Here is a 19,140-nt window from a genome sequence, read left to right on the forward strand (position 1 = left end):
ATGGGATGTAACAATAAAAATGTCTAGAGGATGATTATGAACTATAGCGGCTTAAAAGAAGACAAAAGATTAATTGAAGCAGTACCGACCGCAAGACAGATTGCATATGAAAGCATGGAATTTTTCTGTTTCATTCATTTTACAGTAAATACCTTTACCGGAAGAGAATGGGGCGATGGAACAGAGCCGGAATCTATTTTTAATCCGACAGAGCTGGATGCAAAACAGTGGGCGAAAACAGCCGCAGAGGGCGGTATGAAGGGACTGATCCTTACCTGCAAACATCACGACGGATTCTGCCTGTGGCCATCAAAATATACCGAACACAGTATCAAAAACTCTCCATATAAAAATGGAAAGGGTGATATTGTAAGAGAAACAATGGAGGCTTGCAGAGAATATGGCCTGAAGTTTGGTGTTTATCTTTCTCCTTGGGACAGAAACAATGAATCCTATGGAAAAGGAAAAGAGTATGATGACTATTATGTGAATCAGCTTACAGAGCTTCTGACAGAGTATGGTGATATTTTTGTAGTATGGTTGGACGGTGCCTGTGGGGAAGGCGCAAACGGAAAGGTACAGAAATATGACTGGCAAAGATACTACCAGGTAGTTCGCAAGCTACAGCCAAATGCTGTGATCTCTATTTCTGGTCCTGATATCCGTTGGTGTGGAAATGAAGCTGGTGAGGTACGCCCAAGTGAATGGAGCGTGGTAGCAGCAGATATGAAAGATCCGGCTCTGACCGCAGAGTTAAGCCAGCAGGAGGATAATGAAGAGTTCCGTGAAAGACCATTGGATGAAACACAGTCTGATCTGGGAAGCAGGGAACGTCTTGCGAAGGAAGAACGACTTGCCTGGTATCCGGCTGAGACAGATGTCTCCATCAGACCGGGCTGGTTCTATCACGAAGAAGAGGATGATAAGGTACGTTCTTTTGAGAATCTGAAGGATATTTACTTAAAATCAGTTGGTGAAAATACTACACTTCTGTTAAACATCCCTCCGATGAAAAACGGAAAGATCCATCCAACGGATATTCAGAACCTGAAGCAGTTAGGTGACTTTATCAAAGAAAGCTTTTCCAATAATTTAGTGGAAGAAGCTGGTATTACAACCATTCCACCACTTGACTGCCGGGAGATGTCCCCAGAAGTTCTTAGAACCGATGATTATGAGACTTATTTCCTAAATGAGGCTGGAACCAATAAACTGGTTATCAAGATTAAATGGATTGAAAGAAAAAAACTACATTATCTTGTTCTGAAAGAAGCAATTCCGCTTAGCCAGAGAGTTGAGGCATTTAATGTCTGCTATGAAGAAAACGGCAGCATAAAAAAATGCTATGAAGGAACAACTATCGGATATAAGAGAATCGTCGATTTGAAGGGAATCCATACAGATAGTCTGGCAATCGTAATTGAAGATTCCAGAGTTGCACCTGCGATGGCATTTGTGGGAGTATATTAAAATAGAAGAATAAGAAGTACATATGACTAGGGGAGAGCGTATGTAGAATATTAGTAATAAAAATAAATCAATTAAAAGCCCAGGCAGTTTTTGAACCTGGGCTTTCGTATACAGATCATTTCTTTTCTGGTTCAGTCATCTGATTCTCTTCATTTTGCCGCAGTTGTTTCCGAAACTGTGACGGCGAAGCGCCAAACTGTTTCCGGAAAAAGCGGCTGAAATATAATGGATTTTCATATCCAACCAGATTGGAAATTTCTGTAACATTGTAGTTTGTGGTTTCCAACAGAGATTTCGCATTTGAAAGACGCAGGTTCTGTATGTACTGGGCGGGTGTTGTATTCGTATATTGTTTGAAGTTCTGGATAAACCAGCTAACACTAATATTTTTCGAAGCTGCATATTTTTCAATATTAATCTGTTTATTGTAATGCATTCGGAAATAATCAACTGCCTGCGCCATGTCATCCATGATCATCGGATTCTTCTTGTGAGGTTTTACAAGAATCTGGCGGTGAAGATGGATTAAAAGCTGCATAAAGTAATACACAAGAAGCTCTTCATAGTCTTCTTTCCGCAGCTGCAGTTCTTCAATCATGTTCATGTACAGATGCTTGTATTCCATGGAGACTCCGGAATAAATCACACGAACGCCATCTGCAATGCCGTATTTGCGGAGGATATTTTTGACGTTATTCCCAGTAAAATGAACCCAGTACACTTCCGGATGGTCGGCACCATAATAGTAGTAGCGCTGTTCTTCTTTTGGACGGTACAAAACCATGTTTCCAGCAGAAACAATTTCCTCTTTTCCATCAAAATAGAAATGTGCTTTTCCAGAAGCAACGTAAAGAAGCTGGTAATCAAGCCGACCTCGCGGCCGGTGCGTTGGCAGCTTCTTTATTGTGTACAGACGGTAAGTACCGCAGCTCCCTATAAAAATAGGATGTTTTTTATCTTTAAAATCCAAGCGTGTCTGGTGCCAGTAAGCGGAGTTTGTGTACAATATAAATTACCTCCTTGTAAATATGCACAATTTTTATTGGAACAGATTGTGCATATTTCAAAATTAATAAAAAAGTGTATATTTTTGTGTCTTTACTTGTTAAATTATATCATTTTGTGCATGTTTTGTCGAACAGAGTTTATGTAATTTTTTTAAAAAACAGGTATAATCATATCAGATGTTAAAACAGAAAAATATATAATATTGGAGGAGCAAATATGATCGTACCAAAACACTACGAAAATCTGAATGTGTTACATGAAAACACCATGCCCCATCGAGCATACTACATGCCTGCATCAAAGGATATGGGATCTCTTGTACATGACAGAGAGAAATCTGACCGTATGGAGCTTTTAAATGGAAACTGGAAATTCCAGTTCTATAAGAGCATTTATGATCTTCAGGAAAAATTTTACGAAGCAGGTTATGACACTAAGGGCTTCGACGAAATTCCAGTTCCGGGAATCTGGCAGAACTATGGCTATGACAGCCATCAGTATACCAATGTCCGTTATCCAATTCCGCTTGATCCGCCATATGTACCACAGGAGAATCCTTGCGGAGCGTACGTACACCAGTTTGAATATAAGAAAGATTCCAAAGCACCAAAAGCATACTTGAATTTTGAGGGTGTAGATTCCTGCTTCTATGTATGGATCAATGGTGTCTATGTAGGCTACAGCCAGGTGGCTCATGCAACCAGTGAATTTGACGTGACCGATCATCTGAAAGAAGGAACAAACACTTTAGCGGTACTTGTCCTGAAATGGTGTGATGGAACTTATTTAGAAGACCAGGACAAATTCCGTATGACAGGAATTTTCCGTGATGTATATCTGTTAAAGCGACCAGAAAGTGTACTGTATGATTATTTTACCACTACATCTATAGGGGAAAATGGTGCAGAAATTGAAATTCGTGCGAATTTTCTTGGGGAGAGCAATGCAGCAGAAAATACTAAAATTGTAATCCGGAATCATGAGGGAAATACGGTGGCTACAGGTACATTTAAGAAATGTGACGATGAAAATTTTGCTTACAAAGCGGTATTAGATATCACAACCCCTGTACTCTGGAATCCGGAACAGCCATATCTGTATCAGGTGCTTTTCCTTTCCGAGAATGAGGTGATCATAGACCGTATCGGTATCCGTGAAATCCACTGTGAGGGAAGCGTAATCTATATTAATGATGTAAAAGCAAAATTTAAAGGTGTAAACCGTCATGACTCCGATCCGATAACCGGTTCCGCAGTAAATATGGAGCAGATAAAAAAAGATCTGATCATGATGAAACAGCACAACTTTAATGCAGTCCGAAGTAGCCATTACCCGAATTCTCCTTATTTCTATCAGCTTTGTGATGAGTATGGCTTATTTGTGATCGCAGAAGCTGATAATGAGAGCCATGGAACCCAGACACAGTACTTAAAAAATTCAGAGTGGGAAAATGTAGTTGAGCAGTGGAATAAAAGAATTGCAAATAACCCGGATTTCATTCCTGCAACCATGGACCGTACCAGACTTTGTGTGGAAAGAGAAAAAAACCGCCCATGTATTGTAATGTGGTCTATGGGTAATGAATGTGGGTATGGATGTACCTTTGAGGAATCCCTAAAATGGACCAAAGAATTTGACCCAACCCGTCTTACGACTTATGAGAGTGCATTCTATCAGAGTACAGACCGTGAGTATGACTATTCCAATATTGATGTAGTTGGAAGAATGTACCCAGCTTTTTCTGAGATTGATGAATACATGGAAAAGAATCCGGATAAGCCTCTTCTTCTGGTAGAATATTGCCACGCCATGGGAAATGGACCTGGAGACCTGGAGGATTACTTTGAATTGATCCAGAAGTACGACAGTCTTTGTGGAGGTTTCGTATGGGAGTGGTGTGATCATGCTATTTACAAAGGCCAGGCTGAAAATGGCAAGGGAATCTATTATTATGGAGGAGATCATGGCGAAGAAATTCACGATGGAAACTTCTGTATGGATGGACTGGTTTATCCTGACAGAACACCACATACTGGGTTAAAAGAATACAAAAATATATATAGACCGGCAAGGGTTCTTCACTATGATCAGGAAACTGGAGATATGGTTCTTCATAACTATATGAATTATGTTGATCTTAAAGATTATATTTATCTTATATATGAGGTGAGCGTTGACGGAGAAGTTGACTGTGTAGGACAAATTGAATTAGATGAAAGTATACCAGCTCATGAAGAAAAAACAATCAAACTTCCTGTTTCAATACCAGATAGTGGAAAATGTTACCTAAAAGTATCTTATTGTTTGAAAAATAATACTCAGATTTTACATTCGAATGAGTCTCTTGGATTTGATGAAATCCTTTTAAAGAACATAGATGGAAGAAATCAGAAAGCCATTGAACTTCTTGCTGAAATGAATACTGATAATAGTTTTACTGTGGAAGAGTGTGACAGATACTTTACAATTCATGTAGGGCAGGAAAATACTTATCGCTTCAACCGACTGACAGGATTATTTGAAAGCATTACTGTAAAGGGAAAAGAACTTCTGATTCGTCCTATGGAATTAAATATCTGGAGAGCACCAACTGACAACGACCGGAAAATCAAACTAGAATGGATGAATGCTCATTATGACCAGAGCTATGCAAGAGCATATGAAACTTCCTGCATTACCCAAAATGGGAAACTACACATCTTAGGAACGTTAAGTGTTTCTGCACCTACCGTACAAAAAATTCTTGATGTGAAGTCAGAATGGATTATTACTTCGGATGGCGCAATTCAGGTAAAAATGGATGTAAAGAGGGATTTGGAATTTCCAATGCTTCCGAGATTTGGAATCCGTTTATTCCTTAACAGAGATTTTGACAACGTAGAATATTACGGAATAGGACCTGAGGAAAGTTACGTAGATAAGAGAAGAGCCGGCAGTCATGGAAAATATGATGCTAATGTACTTGAAATGCATGAAGATTACCTGCGTCCACAGGAAAATGGAAGTCATACCGACTGTGACTACCTTATCTTAAAAGGAAAGGAAAATACTTTTGCAGCAGTAGGAGAAAGGACATTTTCTTTTAACGTATCACCATATACTCAAGAGGAACTGACAGCAAAAAGACATAGCTATGAATTACAGCCTTGTGGAAGTACGGTCGTGTGCTTGGATTATGTCCAAAACGGAATTGGTTCTAACAGTTGCGGGCCTGAGTTGTCAGAACGGTATCGTCTTGATGCAGAACAGTTCAATTTTGAAATTAAAATGATAATTAAATAATACAGAATAAAGAAGCTGATAGCTTAAACGGAGCAGGCTATGGCAGCCATTTCCCAGAAGGGAATCCGAATGACTATTACTGTACTTGCTTCTCTGCCAATCTTCGCGCTATATCCATTCATGCAGAAGTATTTCTCAAAAGGAATTATGGTGGGTGCTGTAAAAGGCTGACTTTAATAATCCCTGGCATTCGATCATTATGACAGATGCCGGGGATTTGTGTATTACAAACTAAAAAAGTATACTGCATATGAAATATTGACCAGATAGTTGCTGTAAAAATTTATCCATAAAAAATTCTGTAACAACAGAGTATGAATTGGAGTGCAAATTCCGGCTCATCTGAGCACGATATCCGTAAGCGCTTAGATCTTGGGTAGCTTTACTGTCTACGTTTTAAAACTCATAATGATAGTAAATAGATTTTTACTACACTCCGCTTGATAGGAGATAGAAATTTACTACATTTGGAGGTTTCATTATGAGTAAGAAACGTGCTCCAGGGCGTTCCCTGGACGAATGGATGGAACTGGTAACCGAATGCAGACAAAGTGGCCTGACAGATGCTGCATGGTGTAATGAGCATGGGATATCTCCCAGCTGTTTTTACAATGCAGTTACCCGTCTCCGCCAAAAAGCCTGTCAGATACCGGATCCAGCCCCCAAAGACAGCTCTCTTGACCTTACATCCCATAAACAGGATGTAGTCCAGATTGCTATAGAACCGGAGTCTTCTCCGGCAGGACTGATCCCAGATAATGGGAACAGACCTATGCACCTTGACAATTCACATACAATTGAAATCGAAGCAGACGGATTGCTTATACGAATGAGTAATGAAATCAAACCGTTACTTCTGTATGTTTCTGCCAATCACCTTCATCCGGAAGATTACGACCCCAAAATACTTTTTCTTCCGGATGACTCTATCTATAAAAAATGGTTCTTTATTAAATAGGCACATCCTTTGAAACAAATTATTCTCATGAGACGCATAATGTAGCTATTGCATTGTGCGCCTTTTCTTTTATCCCATGAACAGTTAATTCCAGTCAGATTGTCCTTTTATCAAGTTTTAAATGTTTTCTTACAAAAACAGACCATATTTACCAAAATCATACCTGTTTTTCTTTCCATGTCAGGCAAAAAAATCTCTGTTTTTCAATAGGGCTTTCCCTATTTTTGTGACCAAACTGGTTTATAATTGTATGCCCAAGCTAAAAACACTTGAATTTTTTCCATATTAAGTGACCAAGGCTGGCTTCTGATCCTATCGCAAGCTAAAAAAAGCCTCTTTTTCTATAATATTTCCAGCATGATTCTATATTCAAGCCGATTTCACAAACAAAGCTTGCGCTTCCCTTACCTCCTGTTATATAATAAAAGGTACTGTTAACGGTCATTACTATCATTATATGGGAAATAGTTTTGCAATTTTCTAAATAAGGAAGCTGTTTCTCACTAAAAAAGTGACCAAACCCACTTTTTAGCCCCATAATGAGCTAAAAAATAGGGCTTATTTTTACAGATTATCAATAAGCTCTAAATCAGGCAGATATTCTATGACAGCAATCTATGTTTTGCAAACTCTGCCGTCTTTATTGTAAGATATATACAAAATACGAAAGGAAAACTATGAGAAAATTAGCACTTAGTGACGAAGTATTACTTAGTGTTGACAAAGCAGCTCGCTACATTGGCGGTGAAGTCAACTCCATAATGAAGGATAAAAAAGAGGTGACCACCCGGGTCGCATTTTGCTTCCCGGATGTCTAAGACACGATTTTTTTACCTACTCCCTTTTAAAATCACTTAGTGCTATTTGCCGTTATTTCCTACCTTTTTATCTGTATTATTTTGTGTTAGTTCGTGTTATTTAAGCTTAAAAGGGATTCAATAACACAAAATAAGCCTTTGACAAAAGGCCATTTTTGACCACCTTTTGCAATCAATTTTCTGTTTCATACTTTCGGATCATGCCCTTTTATATGACAAAATTTGATCTTTTTGTAAAAAACAGGTTTTTATGCAATCTGTCAGTTATCTAATAATACTTCTTATGGTTACAGTTCGGTTTCCAGACGGCTATTGCTGGTATTTTCCTTATAGTGTTATGGAATTACATACTGTGTTACATAGTGCTATTTGAGCGCAAATAACGCAAAATAGTATTTATACGAGAAAGTGTTACTAAAATTTATTTTCTATTGCATCTGTTCACTCATCATAAAAAGTATCTTGTAAAGGAATTCCATTAATGTTAAGATAGAATCAGATAAAAGCACTTTCACATTCATCAATCGAAAATGCCAGGAGGTGATTGCTGTAAATGACTGATGAAAACACCCTATTAAACAGTGATTTAGAGTCACGCTACGAAAAATACAAAGGCATTATTAAGAATTTTACACTCATGAGTGATATATTTATGCGAAACGTGTTCAAGAAAAGAGAATGTCTGGAATATGTTCTGCAGGTCATTATGGAGAAACAGGATTTATACGTGATTGATCAGGTAATCCAAAAAGATTATAAAAATTTGCAGGGACGCTCCGCAGTAATGGACTGCGTTGCCAGGGATTCCACAAGCAAACAATTTGATGTGGAAATCCAGCAGGATAATGAAGGAGCTTCCCCCAAAAGAGCCCGGTACCATAGTGGACTGATGGATATGAATACCTTAAATCCCGGACAGGATTTTGAGGAACTGCCGGAAAGCTATGTAATTTTTATTACTCGGGACGATATTCTTGGATATGGACTTCCCATTTACCACATTGACCGGCAGATTAAAGAACTGAACGAGGCTTTTCAAGATGAAGCACATATCATATATGTAAATTCCAGGAAGCAGGATGATACAGAACTTGGAAGACTGATGCATGATCTACACTGTAAAAAGGCAGATGAGATGCACAGTCCGATTCTTGCAAAACGAGTATATGAATTGAAGGAGACGCAGAAAGGGGTGGAACTTATGTGCCATGAAATGGAGAAAATTTATAGTGAAGGAATGGAAAGCGGAGAGAAACGTGGTATAGAAATGGGCGAGTTAAAAGCCAAAAAAGAAACCATCCTTTCGCTGGCTGAAATGGGAATCCCAGTTGATAAAATTGCGAAAGCCGTAAATCTCAGCGAAAAAGATGTCCAGAAATGGATTGATGAGAATTTGTGCATAATGAAATAAGTAGGATAATATTGTTGATGGGCAGGTCTGTTTCGGGCTTGCTCATTTTTCAAAGAACTTACTAATCTTTCACAAAATGAAGATTTTTATAATGTACCCTATAAGGTGGACACAACAAGCCAAAGGGATTACTTGAAATGTTGATTACCGCTAGGGAAAATAATATATGAGCGCCACGCCAGAAGAAAAAAAGAAGCGGTTACATAAAGATTTTGATATTGCCATGACAGAAGAATTCGAGAGTGAGGTGAGAGACATGTGTAATCTAAGTAGAGCTCTTGTAGACCAGGGAATTGAACAAGGAATGAAACAGGGAGTTGAAAAAGAAAAAATGTCCCTGGCCCAGATGATGATCGAGGAAAAGGAACCTGTCGATAAGATTTCAAAATATACAGGCTATGCTATCGACAAGTTAAAGGAAATTGCAGCGGCAATGGGACAGACACTTGTGTAACATATGATTTTATAGGAAGAGGCTGTCGGGAAATAGACAGTTCTAAGAGAGGGAGGGTGTGACTCATATAAACACAATTAACAAAATGAAATCAAAAATGTAGTGGGATTTGAGGAATCAAAACGACTTCCAGATGGATCGTTCTTGATTCCTTTTTCTTTACAAATCGGTTACGTTCGCAGTACTGAAATTAGTGTATAATTGTAATAGTAAAAATCACGCACAATAAAGAAATAATCGGGTTTGTGTAAAATGAAAGGAACATTATTATGAAAGCAAGAATACTGGTGATAGAAGATGAAATGGCAATCAATGATCTGCTTTGTATGAATCTGGAAGCTGCTGGTTATGAAACAGTAGGTTATCTGGATGGAAATGATGCAAGTGAAGGCGTCGTACAGGACCATGAATTTCAGTGCGCACTTGTGGATATTATGCTTCCGGGAAAGGATGGTTATACCCTTTTACCGGAATTAAAAAAGTTTGGTATTCCGGTTATATTTCTTACGGCAAAGGCTGATGTTACAAGTAAAGTAAAAGGGTTAAAAGACGGAGCCGAGGACTATATAGTAAAGCCTTTTGAAATGCTGGAGGTAATGGTGCGTTTGGAAAAAGTGTTAGATCGTTATGGAACGGCACCGAAACAGATTCAGATAGACGATGTCATAATTGATACCGTAAGTCACATAGTTACGAAAAATGGAGAAGAAATATATTTAAAACCTATGGAATATAACTGCCTCATGGTGTTCGTAAAAAATCCAAATAAAGCACTTACCAGAAGCCAGATCTTGCAGGAACTATGGAATGAGGAATTCTGCGGAGAAACAAGAACTGTGGATGCACACGTTGGACGCATCAGAAAAAAACTAAGCTGGCAGGATAAAATCAAAACCATTCCCAGAATTGGTTATCGACTTGAGGTGGATTTATGAAGCTATTTACGAAAATTTTTTTACAGGTAATCTGCATGGTGCTTCTGCTGTCATCTGGAATTTTTTTCTATACAACTTACAGGTGGAAAAATCAGAGCATACAGAATATCAACAGTTATGAAAATAGCAGGTTTCAAACAAATATTTCTAAGTTTGAAAACATGCTAATGCGGATTAAAAGCAAAACACAGGACTCTGATGATAAAATCCGGGAAAAAATGATTATTTATGCTTTTCGTCAGGTATTCCACGACAGCGCCGTTTTATATCAGGATGGAAAAGAACAATATAATGGGACAAAATATGAGTTTGATCTGCAAAATATCAGAAACCTAACAAAAAACAAACATGATGGATTCGAAAATGACATCTATTGTGATAAACCACTGCTCAGCAAAACAAATGGCAACGTATTTTTGCTCTTTTATTCTTCCAGCTACAGTTCTACAGACATGAACTATCAGATTGTCACCTACAAAGATATTACCAGTGTACAAAAACAGAGTCAGACACTGTTTTATCAGGCAGGAGGGTTTACCCTGTTTCTGGTTCTGTTTGTTGGCTTTTTCCTGTTTTTGACTTTGCGGAAAATTATGGAACCGCTCACAAGGCTAAAAGAAGCGGCTGTTTCTGTGGCAAATGGAAATTATGAGATAAAAGTGCCATCAGAAGGAAAAATGGAACTGGCACAGGTTGGGAAAAGCTTTAATCTTATGACAGGTAAAGTAAGGGAGCAGATTGAAAAGCTTTCTTCCGTAAACCAGGCACAGAGACAGCTGCTTGGAAGTTTGGCCCATGAATTAAAGACCCCAATGACCGCAATCATAGGATATGCAGATACACTTCTAACGGTACGCCTATCTCCCAAGAGGCAGGAGATAGCGCTTGATTATATTAGAAATGAATGCCGAAGGCTTTCCAGACTTTCTGTGAAAATGCTGGAACTTACCGGATTATATGAAACAGGTGAAACAGAATTTGTTCCAGTGGAAGTTCAGATGAATCAATTTCTGGAAGCTGTAAAAAAACTTGTTACTTACAGGCTTCAGGAGAAAAAAATTTGTCTTGAAATACATTGTAATCCAGAGAATCTTAGAAAAACATTTGATCCGGACCTTATGATGAGTGCAGTGACAAATTTTATTGATAATGCAGTCAAGGCTTCCGATGAGAATTCAAAAATCGTACTGGAGGCAACCCAAAATCATTTATCCGTTCAGGATTATGGGAAGGGAATTCCAGAAGAAGATCTGAAAAGAGTAACAGAAGCTTTTTATATGGTCGATAAATCACGTTCCAGAGTAAAGGGAAGTGTTGGGCTTGGTCTTGCGCTATGCCAGAAAATTGCAGATATACATGGATTTCAGCTGGAAATTACAAGCCATCTGGGAAAAGGAACAATCGTATCTGTTTTATGGTAAATAATTGGAATTTACAGAACAGTTACAACTTGCGGAAGATTTGGTGCAATGAAAGATGCTATACTTGTGGACATAAACAGGAAGGAGAATTTATTCAACATGAGAAAAAACATAAATAAAATTGTAGGATTAACACTTTGTATAGGAATGCTCACAGGATGTGCCCAGACCCCGGAATCTTCCCTTGTAAAACCAAAAGGGAGCAAGGTAGAAAATGCTTATACAGAAACTGAAGGCGTAGATATGGTGAAGGAGGACTCTTCTGAAAATACAAAGGATAAGAACACAGCGGTAAGAACAACTATTCGAGACCTGCTCAATGCTCCGGAAACCTATAAAAGTCAGACTACAGATGACAGTGCAAAACTTGTAGTGAACACGGATGCCACCGTAGAAATACCGGATGTAGAAAAGATATCCGCAATTTCTGTCACGCCTGCAGAAGTTACACAGGATCTTCTTGACCGTATTACAGATGCCTTTTTCTCAGAGGCAAAGCTGTATACATCGGAGAGCTATTATACCCAGACAAAGGATGAAATCAAAAAAACGTTGGATGAACTAAAAGAAGATGTAGCAAACGGAAATCTGGATCCCTATAACTATGGAACAGATGAAGATGGAAATTATATTTATGACATTTATGGAGAAATTGAGATGTATGAGCAGGAATATGAGTCTGCTCCGGAAACGAAGACTCTGGTAGAAGGAAGACCTGTTGCAGGCTCCCATGAGACAGAAAATGGTACTGCGGAAAATGACTTCTCCGGTGTTGCACAGATGCCGGATAGATCGGAATATTTTTACAAGACATCTTCCTACGGATCCGATACCTTATCTGTCAAAATCCGAAAAACGGCAAAATCTGGCGGGGAAAAGCTGCCTGCGGACACGACCTGGTTTGAGTATACTTCTTTCAGTGAAGGAGAAAAACCTACTGAGGAGTCCATTGGGATTTCATTAGATGAAGCAAAAAAAATGGTACAGGAAAAAGTAGATAAAATGGGGATTACAGATCTGCAGTTTTCAGACTGGAGTTATGCATTGTGCAATAGTCTTGAAGAGGATAATAGTTTAAGTAATCTTGGAAGCGGATATGCGATTTATTACACACGTACTATAAACGGTATTCCGATTACTCAGACAATGGCAGATGGCGGTGCTTTGGAAGATATGGACAGCACTATGGAGACCTGGTCTTATGAAAGTCTTTATTTCTTTGTCGATAAAGATGGAATTGAAAGCATGTCTTATTCAAACCCTTATACCATAGGAGAGACAAAAACAGAAAATTTAAACCTTCTTCCATTTTCTGAGATTATGAAAACATATGAAAAAATGATGGTAGTAACCAATGCAGATAATATAGAATATGAAAAATCAAGAGTTTATGACATTGACCGGATTGTTCTGGGCTATGCCAGAATTTATGAACCATCCACAGATCCGCATACAGGTCTTCTGGTTCCCGTTTGGGATTTCTTTGGAAGCAGAAAAGTGGAAGGTGACTATGATGGGAATAGTTACTCGGACATCACAGACTATCCAAGCTGGAGCTTCCTTACCATTAACGCCGTGGATGGCAGTATTATAGACAGGGATCTGGGCTACTGATATGAAGCAGGTACTTGGAATTGTACATTACAATTTCTTTGGCTATTTTCGAAATCCAAAAGTCATTTTTACCTTCCTTCTGGAATTTGTACTTAGCTTTCTTCTCACTGGAAGAATCATGGTTGTTATGGAAAACTATGATACACCGGTACAGGCCGTAGAGCCATTTCTTTGGACCTTTGGGGATGGAACAGCAGTACTGCTCAGTTCTCTTCTGTTGCTTCTGCTGTTCTCAGACCTGCCAAAGATGACACCAGTTACTCCATATCAGTTAATTCGAACAACAAAGAAAAAATGGCTTTTGGGACAGTTTATTTATATTATTCTTGTGACTGCTCTTTATACAGTATTGATGCTGCTATTTACATCTGTACTGTGTATGAAGGACAGTTATCCGGGCAACCTGTGGAGCGAGACTGCTGCCATGCTCGGATATTCTGAACTGGGGAAAAACTTGCAGGTCCCCTCTACAGTAAGAGTCATGGAGAGTATCTCTCCGTATGGCTGTATGCTGCAGGTTTTTCTCCTGTTATTCTGCTATTCCCTGACACTTGGTTTTGTGATCCTTGTTGGAAATCTTTATAAAGGAAAAACAAAAGGCATGGTGTTTGGACTACTTTATAGTGTATTTGGATTTTTACTGGAACCCAGTGTGGTAGCCGCAATTTTGCATAAGGAAAAATATGAAATGTATCAAGTGAATGTACTGATCTGCTGGATCAGTCCTTTGAACCAGGCTGTATATGGAAAACATAACTTTGGCTATGATCTATTACTTCCGACCATCTGGCAGTCCTGTATGTTCTTCGCAGGTATTTTATTTGTTCTTATGGTTCTGGCACTTCGCAGGATGAAAAAATATCCCTTTGAATTTCTGGGAGAAAAAACATAATCAGAAGGGGAAATATCTATGCGGGTAGAAACAAAACGTATGCTTCTTGGCAGGAGTTTCCTGGCGGCATGGCTGATTGCCTGCTTTTCTATCGCAGCAGGTCAGACTTATCCAAGTTTGAAAAAAGCATTAACATGTGGAACTTTTATCAGCCTGCTGGATGGTTCATTGAAAAGTCAGATGGTATCTTTTGCCATCCCTGTAGCTGCGGTACTGCCGTGGAGTGATTCTTTTTTACAGGAGTATAAAAGTGGATTTTTAAAAGCTGCATTTCCCAGGACAAACCGCAGGCTATATGTGGAAGGAAAAGTCTTTTCTGTTATGACATCTGGATTTTTAGTCTGGATATTTGCTATAAGCACCATACTTCTTGTTAATTTTGTTATATTTTATCCTATGGAAATAAAAGGCAGCTTTCCAAAGGAACAGTTTCTGGAGCTGCTTATGAAAGCTCTTAGGATGGGACTGATCGGAAGTATTCTAAGCACTTTTGGTGGAATCTGTGGTACCTTATGGAATTCAGCTTATATGGCATATGGGATTCCTTTTGTCAGCTATTATTTTGGAATTATACTTCATGAACGCTATTTCAAAGACCAGATCTGGTTTTACCCAGTGGAATGGATTCTGGCAGATGGAAACTGGGGAACGGATAAAGCGGGACTGTGGTTATTTCTGCTATTATTTTTATTGGTGTTAATGGGAATTTTTGGAGGTGTTTTAAATGGAAAAGTGGAAGAAATCTGAATTTCAAAATACCTGTGTGAAAATAGAACACGTAACCAAAAGGTTCGGGGAAGATCTGGTATTAAAAGAAGTAAATCTTACCTTAAAGGTGGGACAGGTTTACGGCGTTGTAGGAAATAATGGCTCTGGCAAAACAGTACTTATGAAATGTATCTGCGGATTCCTTCCTGTTACCACAGGCACCATCCGTGTTTTCGGAAAAGAAATCGGTCGTGATGTAGATTTTCCAGAAAGCCTTGGTGTCATCATTGAGACGCCTGGCTTTCTTACCCAGTATACAGGTGTAAAGAACCTGGAAATACTGGCAGATATGAAAAGAATGATTTCAAAGGCAGATATCCGCCTGATCCTAAAAAAAGTAGGACTGGATCCGGATATGAAAAAGCCGGTTGGAAAGTACTCTCTTGGAATGCGGCAACGCCTTGGAATTGCACAGGCCATTATGGAAGATCCTCGCTTCCTGATTCTGGATGAACCATTTAACGGTCTGGATAAACACGGCGTGGCAGAGATCAGGGAACTTTTGCTTGATTTAAAGGCAGCTGGAAAAACCATTTTATTGGCAAGCCATAATGATGAGGATATCCGGATTTTATGTGATCACGTATATGAGATGGATGGCGGAGTTTTAAGAGAAAGGACAGCCTGAAAATGGGAAAAAAATTTGTGAAAACCACATTCGCAATATTAAGTTTCATGATGCTTCTGCCGACATCTGTTTTTGCAGAAGATGCAGGGAATATGGAAGCTGCTTTTGTGGGAGAGTCTGTTCTGGAAGCAGATCAGTCAGCTTCTTATAGTGATGCAGACAGTACATTGCCTTTTGAAGAGGAAAAAAACAATCCTACAGATGAGAAGATTCCGGAAACTGAGGAACAGACTCCTGAAAAAACGGATTCGGAAAATCAAAATTCTGACCTGGATGGATTTATATCAGGAGACGCTTCTGCTGAGGACGAAAAGAAGACAATCCATGTCATAATAGAAAATGGAAATACTGATACAGATAATGGAACACAGATTACAGATCCTGTTATAGATAGTGGGGATTATTCTGCTGGAGAGTATAGTGGAGGCGGTTCTTCTGCCAGCTTGTCTGGTGAGAAAATACTACATAAACCGCAGGTTCTTTTAGAGGATAACAATCTTTCCGGACAAAATCTAAAAGCAGGCTCTGTCACAGAAATGTCACTGACATTCCGGAATAAAAGCCGTAGCCAGAATGTATTTGGTCTAAAGATTTCTATTTCTGCGGATACAAAGGGAATTGAATTTGAGAGAAACTCTTTTTATGTTCAGAGACTGACTCCAGGAGAAGCAATTACCCTGAAGCAAAAGGTCACTATAGCAGAGGACTGTACTCCAGGTCAGGCAACAGTTTCTTTTTCTCTGGATTACGAAGATTCAAAAGCGACGGGAGCGACAGGTACAGAAACGCTGTCCTTTCAGATCACTCAGCCGGCGCGTGCAAAACTGGAAGCTTCTGATATTCCTTCCGTTTTATATACCATGGATACGGTAGAAATTCCGGTGAAAGCAATGAATCTTGGAAGGGATAAGATATATAATGCAAGTGTCCGGCTGGAAGCAGACGGATTGAACCCAAAAGAGTCCGCTTTTTTAGGAACATTAGAAGCTGGAACCGCAGTACAGGGAAGTCTCCGTGTGTATGTAAAAGGAAAATCAGAAGAAGATGACGGTTCTTTTCCTGGCAGGATTACCGGAAAACTGATTCTTACTTATGAGGATGCAGCCGGCAATTCCTATGAGGAAAGTACAGAGTTTGAGTCTGAGATTAAAGAAGCTAAAATCCAGTCTTTAAAAATAGAGGATGACCAGGAAGAAACAAACAACTGGTGGTATTCCGTTATTGCAGTTATTGCAGTACTGCTTGTTTCTGTGATTCTACTTCTTTTGGGTAAGCTTCATAAGAAAAACATACTTCTGGAAGAAACCAGAAAGGTGGATGCCCATTGAAAAAGAATAGAATAGATAGTTTTACCTGTTTTGTAGGTTTTCTTCTGATATTGGCATTATTTTTCTCTATAAAGCTTTTTGCAGGAATACAGGATGGGAAAAAACAATACTTGGCACTGGTTTCCCTTGGAGACCTTACTTATGATGATGATTTTTTGAAAAAGGCAAAAAAAATAGAAGGGATAAAAGAGATATGGCCCGTTGTGGAAATTCCAGTAACCATCAAGATTGAAGATTATACGGAAACAGCCACCTTTTTAGGAATAGATCTGAATGCGTTTGGAGAAAATCCAGAGCAGAATGATTTAGGAAATACACCGGTGTTGTTGCTTGGAAGTAAAGCATTGCAAAACATGAAAGACTCAAATAATCATTCCATTTCAAAAAAACAACAGGAAAAATTCCTGCAAATGGGAGAAAATCTAACCATTTCTTATGCACTTGCTGGAAATACAAAAGAGCTTTCTGGCGCGGCAGATCATCTGGTATCCTTGACTGGGCACGAAGAAAATGAACAGCAAACTGTTTATCTTCCATGTAAAGTAACTGCCGTAACGGAAAATGAAGATATCTATATTCCTTTATCACAGGCGCAGGAGCTTTGCAGTGAGATGGGTGAGCCGCTTAAAATTACAAAAATTTATTTGAAAGTGAATGGAAAAATGAATCTGGAGAAGGCAAAAAAATTATTTGAATAAGGTATTCTTGCAAAATTAATTTGTATCAATCTCTGGTATTCATTTGACTAACTATTGTATTTTGTGCATGTTTTATGTAATTTTATCCATGTACTTATTTAAAAGAAAAGTATATACTTTATTCTTGTAAATAAAAGTATTTTATTCCCCTAAGGCTTGCTCCATTGTCTGCATGACAGGCAATGGAGGCCTTCTTCCAACGTATTAATCATAATAAATTGGTATTTTTGTAAATTGTACCATATAATGGAAAACTGTTAGATTGTGATCTTTTAGATACAATTTAGCAGTTTTTTATATGATGGAAATCCAATACAAAAAACCACTTTTTCATGCTATACTTCATTTATGAATTATAGCAAGAGCAACACCAATAAAAAGGTCTGGGCAGGTTTCCGTTTTGGGAAAGAATGTAATTTATAGTAAATGAGTAGAAATTGCGATTGTTTTTTGGTACAATATATTGATTAGTAGTGAAATAGCTGGCGGGATTTATGCGTAAGAGTGAAACTTTTATCCTGCCTTAGCCGAAGATATCCCAGACTTTGTTCGGGAAAAGGGTGTGAATATATGGTAAAAATTATTTCAGACAGTACCTGCGACCTTTCACAGGAATTATTGCGAAAATATGAGATTGACATTCTTCCGCTTCATATTCTTCTGGGTGATAAAGAATATGAAGATGGAAAAAACATTACTCCGGATCAGATCTATGCCTGGTCTGATGCAAACAAGACAACACCTAAAACTTCTGCACCTGCCCTGGCAGATGCCATGGAGCTTTTTCGCCCCTATGCAGAGGCTGGAAGGGAAATTGTCTGCTTTTCTATTTCAGCAGGTATGTCCACTTCTGGAAATGTGATGCGCCTTGCTGCTGAAGAACTGGGGGCTTCTGACCGAATAAAAGTAATCGATTCTGCAAACCTTTCTACCGGTATCGGCCTTCTTGTAGTAGAAGCTGCAATTATGGCAAAGAATAACCGGACAGCTTCCCAGATTGTTTCTGAGATAGAGAAGTTAAAACCAAATGTGAGAGCAAGCTTTGTGGTAGATACCCTTACTTATTTATACCGTGGCGGACGCTGCAATGCAGTAGCGGTTATGGCCGGAGGTGTTTTAAAACTGCATCCCAGGATTGTAGTGGAGGATGGTGCAATGAATGCATCTAAGAAATACCGTGGAAAAATTGCTTCTGTTGTCATGAACTATGTAAAAGATATGGAAAAAGATTTAAAAAAAGCGAGACCTGAACGCGTATTTATAACACATTCTGGCTGTGAACAGGAAACTGTAGAAAAAGTGAGGGCTTATCTGAAAGAACTTGACATTTTTGATGAGATACTGGAAACCAGGGCTGGCGGTGTTGTATCAAGTCATTGCGGACCTGGTACGCTAGGTGTTTTGTATATTGCAAAATAAAGAATGCATTGCGATATCTGCTATATGCTTCATTAC

17 protein-coding genes are annotated in these 19,140 nt (G+C 38.8%); 16 read left to right on the top strand and 1 reads right to left on the bottom strand.

From position 1 onward, the window contains the following. Positions 1 to 36: 36 nt before the first annotated feature. Complete coding sequence (locus LIZ66_RS12510; RefSeq protein WP_227200888.1) at positions 37 to 1,470, top strand: alpha-L-fucosidase; 1,434 nt, start codon at positions 37 to 39, stop codon at positions 1,468 to 1,470. Between the two features lie 115 nt (positions 1,471 to 1,585). Here the strand turns inward: LIZ66_RS12510 and LIZ66_RS12515 are convergent, their stop codons facing one another. After that, positions 1,586 to 2,476, bottom strand: a complete 891-nt coding sequence (locus LIZ66_RS12515) for a helix-turn-helix domain-containing protein (RefSeq protein ID WP_173774251.1) — start codon at positions 2,474 to 2,476, stop codon at positions 1,586 to 1,588. 218 nt (positions 2,477 to 2,694) lie between these two features. On the opposite strand from LIZ66_RS12515, the gene LIZ66_RS12520 reads away from it, so the two are divergent. From LIZ66_RS12520 to LIZ66_RS12585, 15 genes are all read left to right on the top strand, one after another. Next, complete coding sequence (locus LIZ66_RS12520; protein WP_173774252.1) at positions 2,695 to 5,760, top strand: glycoside hydrolase family 2 TIM barrel-domain containing protein; 3,066 nt, start codon at positions 2,695 to 2,697, stop codon at positions 5,758 to 5,760. A 39-nt stretch (positions 5,761 to 5,799) separates the two neighbouring features. Further along, positions 5,800 to 5,931, top strand: coding sequence for a hypothetical protein (locus LIZ66_RS18585; protein WP_255610632.1), 132 nt, complete (start codon positions 5,800 to 5,802; stop codon positions 5,929 to 5,931). Positions 5,932 to 6,241: 310 nt separating this feature from the next. After that, complete coding sequence (gene tnpA, locus LIZ66_RS12525) at positions 6,242 to 6,718, top strand: IS66 family insertion sequence element accessory protein TnpA (protein WP_227199177.1); 477 nt, start codon at positions 6,242 to 6,244, stop codon at positions 6,716 to 6,718. A 677-nt stretch (positions 6,719 to 7,395) separates the two neighbouring features. Beyond that, complete coding sequence (locus LIZ66_RS12530; protein ID WP_178090726.1) at positions 7,396 to 7,536, top strand: hypothetical protein; 141 nt, start codon at positions 7,396 to 7,398, stop codon at positions 7,534 to 7,536. Between the two features lie 553 nt (positions 7,537 to 8,089). Then, positions 8,090 to 8,947: an Rpn family recombination-promoting nuclease/putative transposase gene (locus tag LIZ66_RS12535; RefSeq protein ID WP_148463281.1), complete on the top strand. Its 858-nt coding sequence runs from the start codon at positions 8,090 to 8,092 to the stop codon at positions 8,945 to 8,947. A 166-nt stretch (positions 8,948 to 9,113) separates the two neighbouring features. Continuing rightward, positions 9,114 to 9,401 carry a hypothetical protein gene (locus LIZ66_RS12540; RefSeq protein WP_195983371.1) on the top strand — a complete coding sequence of 96 codons (288 nt, stop codon included), beginning with the start codon at positions 9,114 to 9,116 and terminating at the stop codon, positions 9,399 to 9,401. 269 nt (positions 9,402 to 9,670) lie between these two features. Continuing rightward, positions 9,671 to 10,336 carry a response regulator transcription factor gene (locus LIZ66_RS12545; protein WP_227200887.1) on the top strand — a complete coding sequence of 222 codons (666 nt, stop codon included), beginning with the start codon at positions 9,671 to 9,673 and terminating at the stop codon, positions 10,334 to 10,336. Positions 10,337 to 10,503: 167 nt separating this feature from the next. After that, on the top strand, positions 10,504 to 11,757 hold the full coding sequence (locus tag LIZ66_RS12550) for a sensor histidine kinase (RefSeq protein WP_227200886.1): 1,254 nt from the start codon (positions 10,504 to 10,506) through the stop codon (positions 11,755 to 11,757). Positions 11,758 to 11,856: 99 nt separating this feature from the next. Next, positions 11,857 to 13,371: a DUF6034 family protein gene (locus LIZ66_RS12555; RefSeq protein WP_227200885.1), complete on the top strand. Its 1,515-nt coding sequence runs from the start codon at positions 11,857 to 11,859 to the stop codon at positions 13,369 to 13,371. 1 nt (position 13,372) lies between these two features. Continuing rightward, entirely contained in the window at positions 13,373 to 14,263 is an 891-nt protein-coding gene (locus tag LIZ66_RS12560) for a hypothetical protein (RefSeq protein WP_173717237.1), read from the top strand. A gap of 18 nt (positions 14,264 to 14,281) precedes the next feature. Then, on the top strand, positions 14,282 to 15,010 hold the full coding sequence (locus LIZ66_RS12565) for an ABC transporter permease (RefSeq protein ID WP_227200884.1): 729 nt from the start codon (positions 14,282 to 14,284) through the stop codon (positions 15,008 to 15,010). Then, entirely contained in the window at positions 14,988 to 15,659 is a 672-nt protein-coding gene (locus tag LIZ66_RS12570; protein WP_117854462.1) for an ATP-binding cassette domain-containing protein, read from the top strand. Before LIZ66_RS12565 ends, LIZ66_RS12570 begins: the two co-directional genes overlap by 23 nt. 2 nt (positions 15,660 to 15,661) lie before the next feature. Beyond that, positions 15,662 to 16,987: a COG1361 family protein gene (locus LIZ66_RS12575; protein WP_148463287.1), complete on the top strand. Its 1,326-nt coding sequence runs from the start codon at positions 15,662 to 15,664 to the stop codon at positions 16,985 to 16,987. After that, positions 16,984 to 17,685 carry a hypothetical protein gene (locus LIZ66_RS12580; protein WP_226841042.1) on the top strand — a complete coding sequence of 234 codons (702 nt, stop codon included), beginning with the start codon at positions 16,984 to 16,986 and terminating at the stop codon, positions 17,683 to 17,685. The genes LIZ66_RS12575 and LIZ66_RS12580 overlap by 4 nt, the downstream gene beginning before the upstream one ends. A 570-nt stretch (positions 17,686 to 18,255) precedes the next feature. Next, positions 18,256 to 19,104, top strand: coding sequence for a DegV family protein (locus LIZ66_RS12585; RefSeq protein WP_173719100.1), 849 nt, complete (start codon positions 18,256 to 18,258; stop codon positions 19,102 to 19,104). Positions 19,105 to 19,140 lie beyond the last annotated feature (36 nt).

This window comes from Blautia faecis (assembly GCF_020554845.1).
Lineage (GTDB): Bacteria > Bacillota > Clostridia > Lachnospirales > Lachnospiraceae > Blautia_A > Blautia_A faecis.

Excerpts from the sequence above, each read along its gene's own strand:
- LIZ66_RS12510 (WP_227200888.1), top strand. The coding sequence starts at position 37 with ATGAACTATAGCGGCTTAAAAGAAGACAAAAGATTAATTGAAGCAGTA.
- LIZ66_RS12520 (WP_173774252.1), top strand. The coding sequence starts at position 2,695 with ATGATCGTACCAAAACACTACGAAAATCTGAATGTGTTACATGAAAAC.
- LIZ66_RS18585 (WP_255610632.1), top strand. The coding sequence starts at position 5,800 with ATGGCAGCCATTTCCCAGAAGGGAATCCGAATGACTATTACTGTACTT.
- tnpA (WP_227199177.1), top strand. The coding sequence starts at position 6,242 with ATGAGTAAGAAACGTGCTCCAGGGCGTTCCCTGGACGAATGGATGGAA.
- LIZ66_RS12530 (WP_178090726.1), top strand. The coding sequence starts at position 7,396 with ATGAGAAAATTAGCACTTAGTGACGAAGTATTACTTAGTGTTGACAAA.
- LIZ66_RS12535 (WP_148463281.1), top strand. The coding sequence starts at position 8,090 with ATGACTGATGAAAACACCCTATTAAACAGTGATTTAGAGTCACGCTAC.
- LIZ66_RS12540 (WP_195983371.1), top strand. The coding sequence starts at position 9,114 with ATGAGCGCCACGCCAGAAGAAAAAAAGAAGCGGTTACATAAAGATTTT.
- LIZ66_RS12545 (WP_227200887.1), top strand. The coding sequence starts at position 9,671 with ATGAAAGCAAGAATACTGGTGATAGAAGATGAAATGGCAATCAATGAT.
- LIZ66_RS12550 (WP_227200886.1), top strand. The coding sequence starts at position 10,504 with ATGCGGATTAAAAGCAAAACACAGGACTCTGATGATAAAATCCGGGAA.
- LIZ66_RS12555 (WP_227200885.1), top strand. The coding sequence starts at position 11,857 with ATGAGAAAAAACATAAATAAAATTGTAGGATTAACACTTTGTATAGGA.
- LIZ66_RS12560 (WP_173717237.1), top strand. The coding sequence starts at position 13,373 with ATGAAGCAGGTACTTGGAATTGTACATTACAATTTCTTTGGCTATTTT.
- LIZ66_RS12565 (WP_227200884.1), top strand. The coding sequence starts at position 14,282 with ATGCGGGTAGAAACAAAACGTATGCTTCTTGGCAGGAGTTTCCTGGCG.
- LIZ66_RS12570 (WP_117854462.1), top strand. The coding sequence starts at position 14,988 with ATGGAAAAGTGGAAGAAATCTGAATTTCAAAATACCTGTGTGAAAATA.
- LIZ66_RS12575 (WP_148463287.1), top strand. The coding sequence starts at position 15,662 with ATGGGAAAAAAATTTGTGAAAACCACATTCGCAATATTAAGTTTCATG.
- LIZ66_RS12585 (WP_173719100.1), top strand. The coding sequence starts at position 18,256 with ATGGTAAAAATTATTTCAGACAGTACCTGCGACCTTTCACAGGAATTA.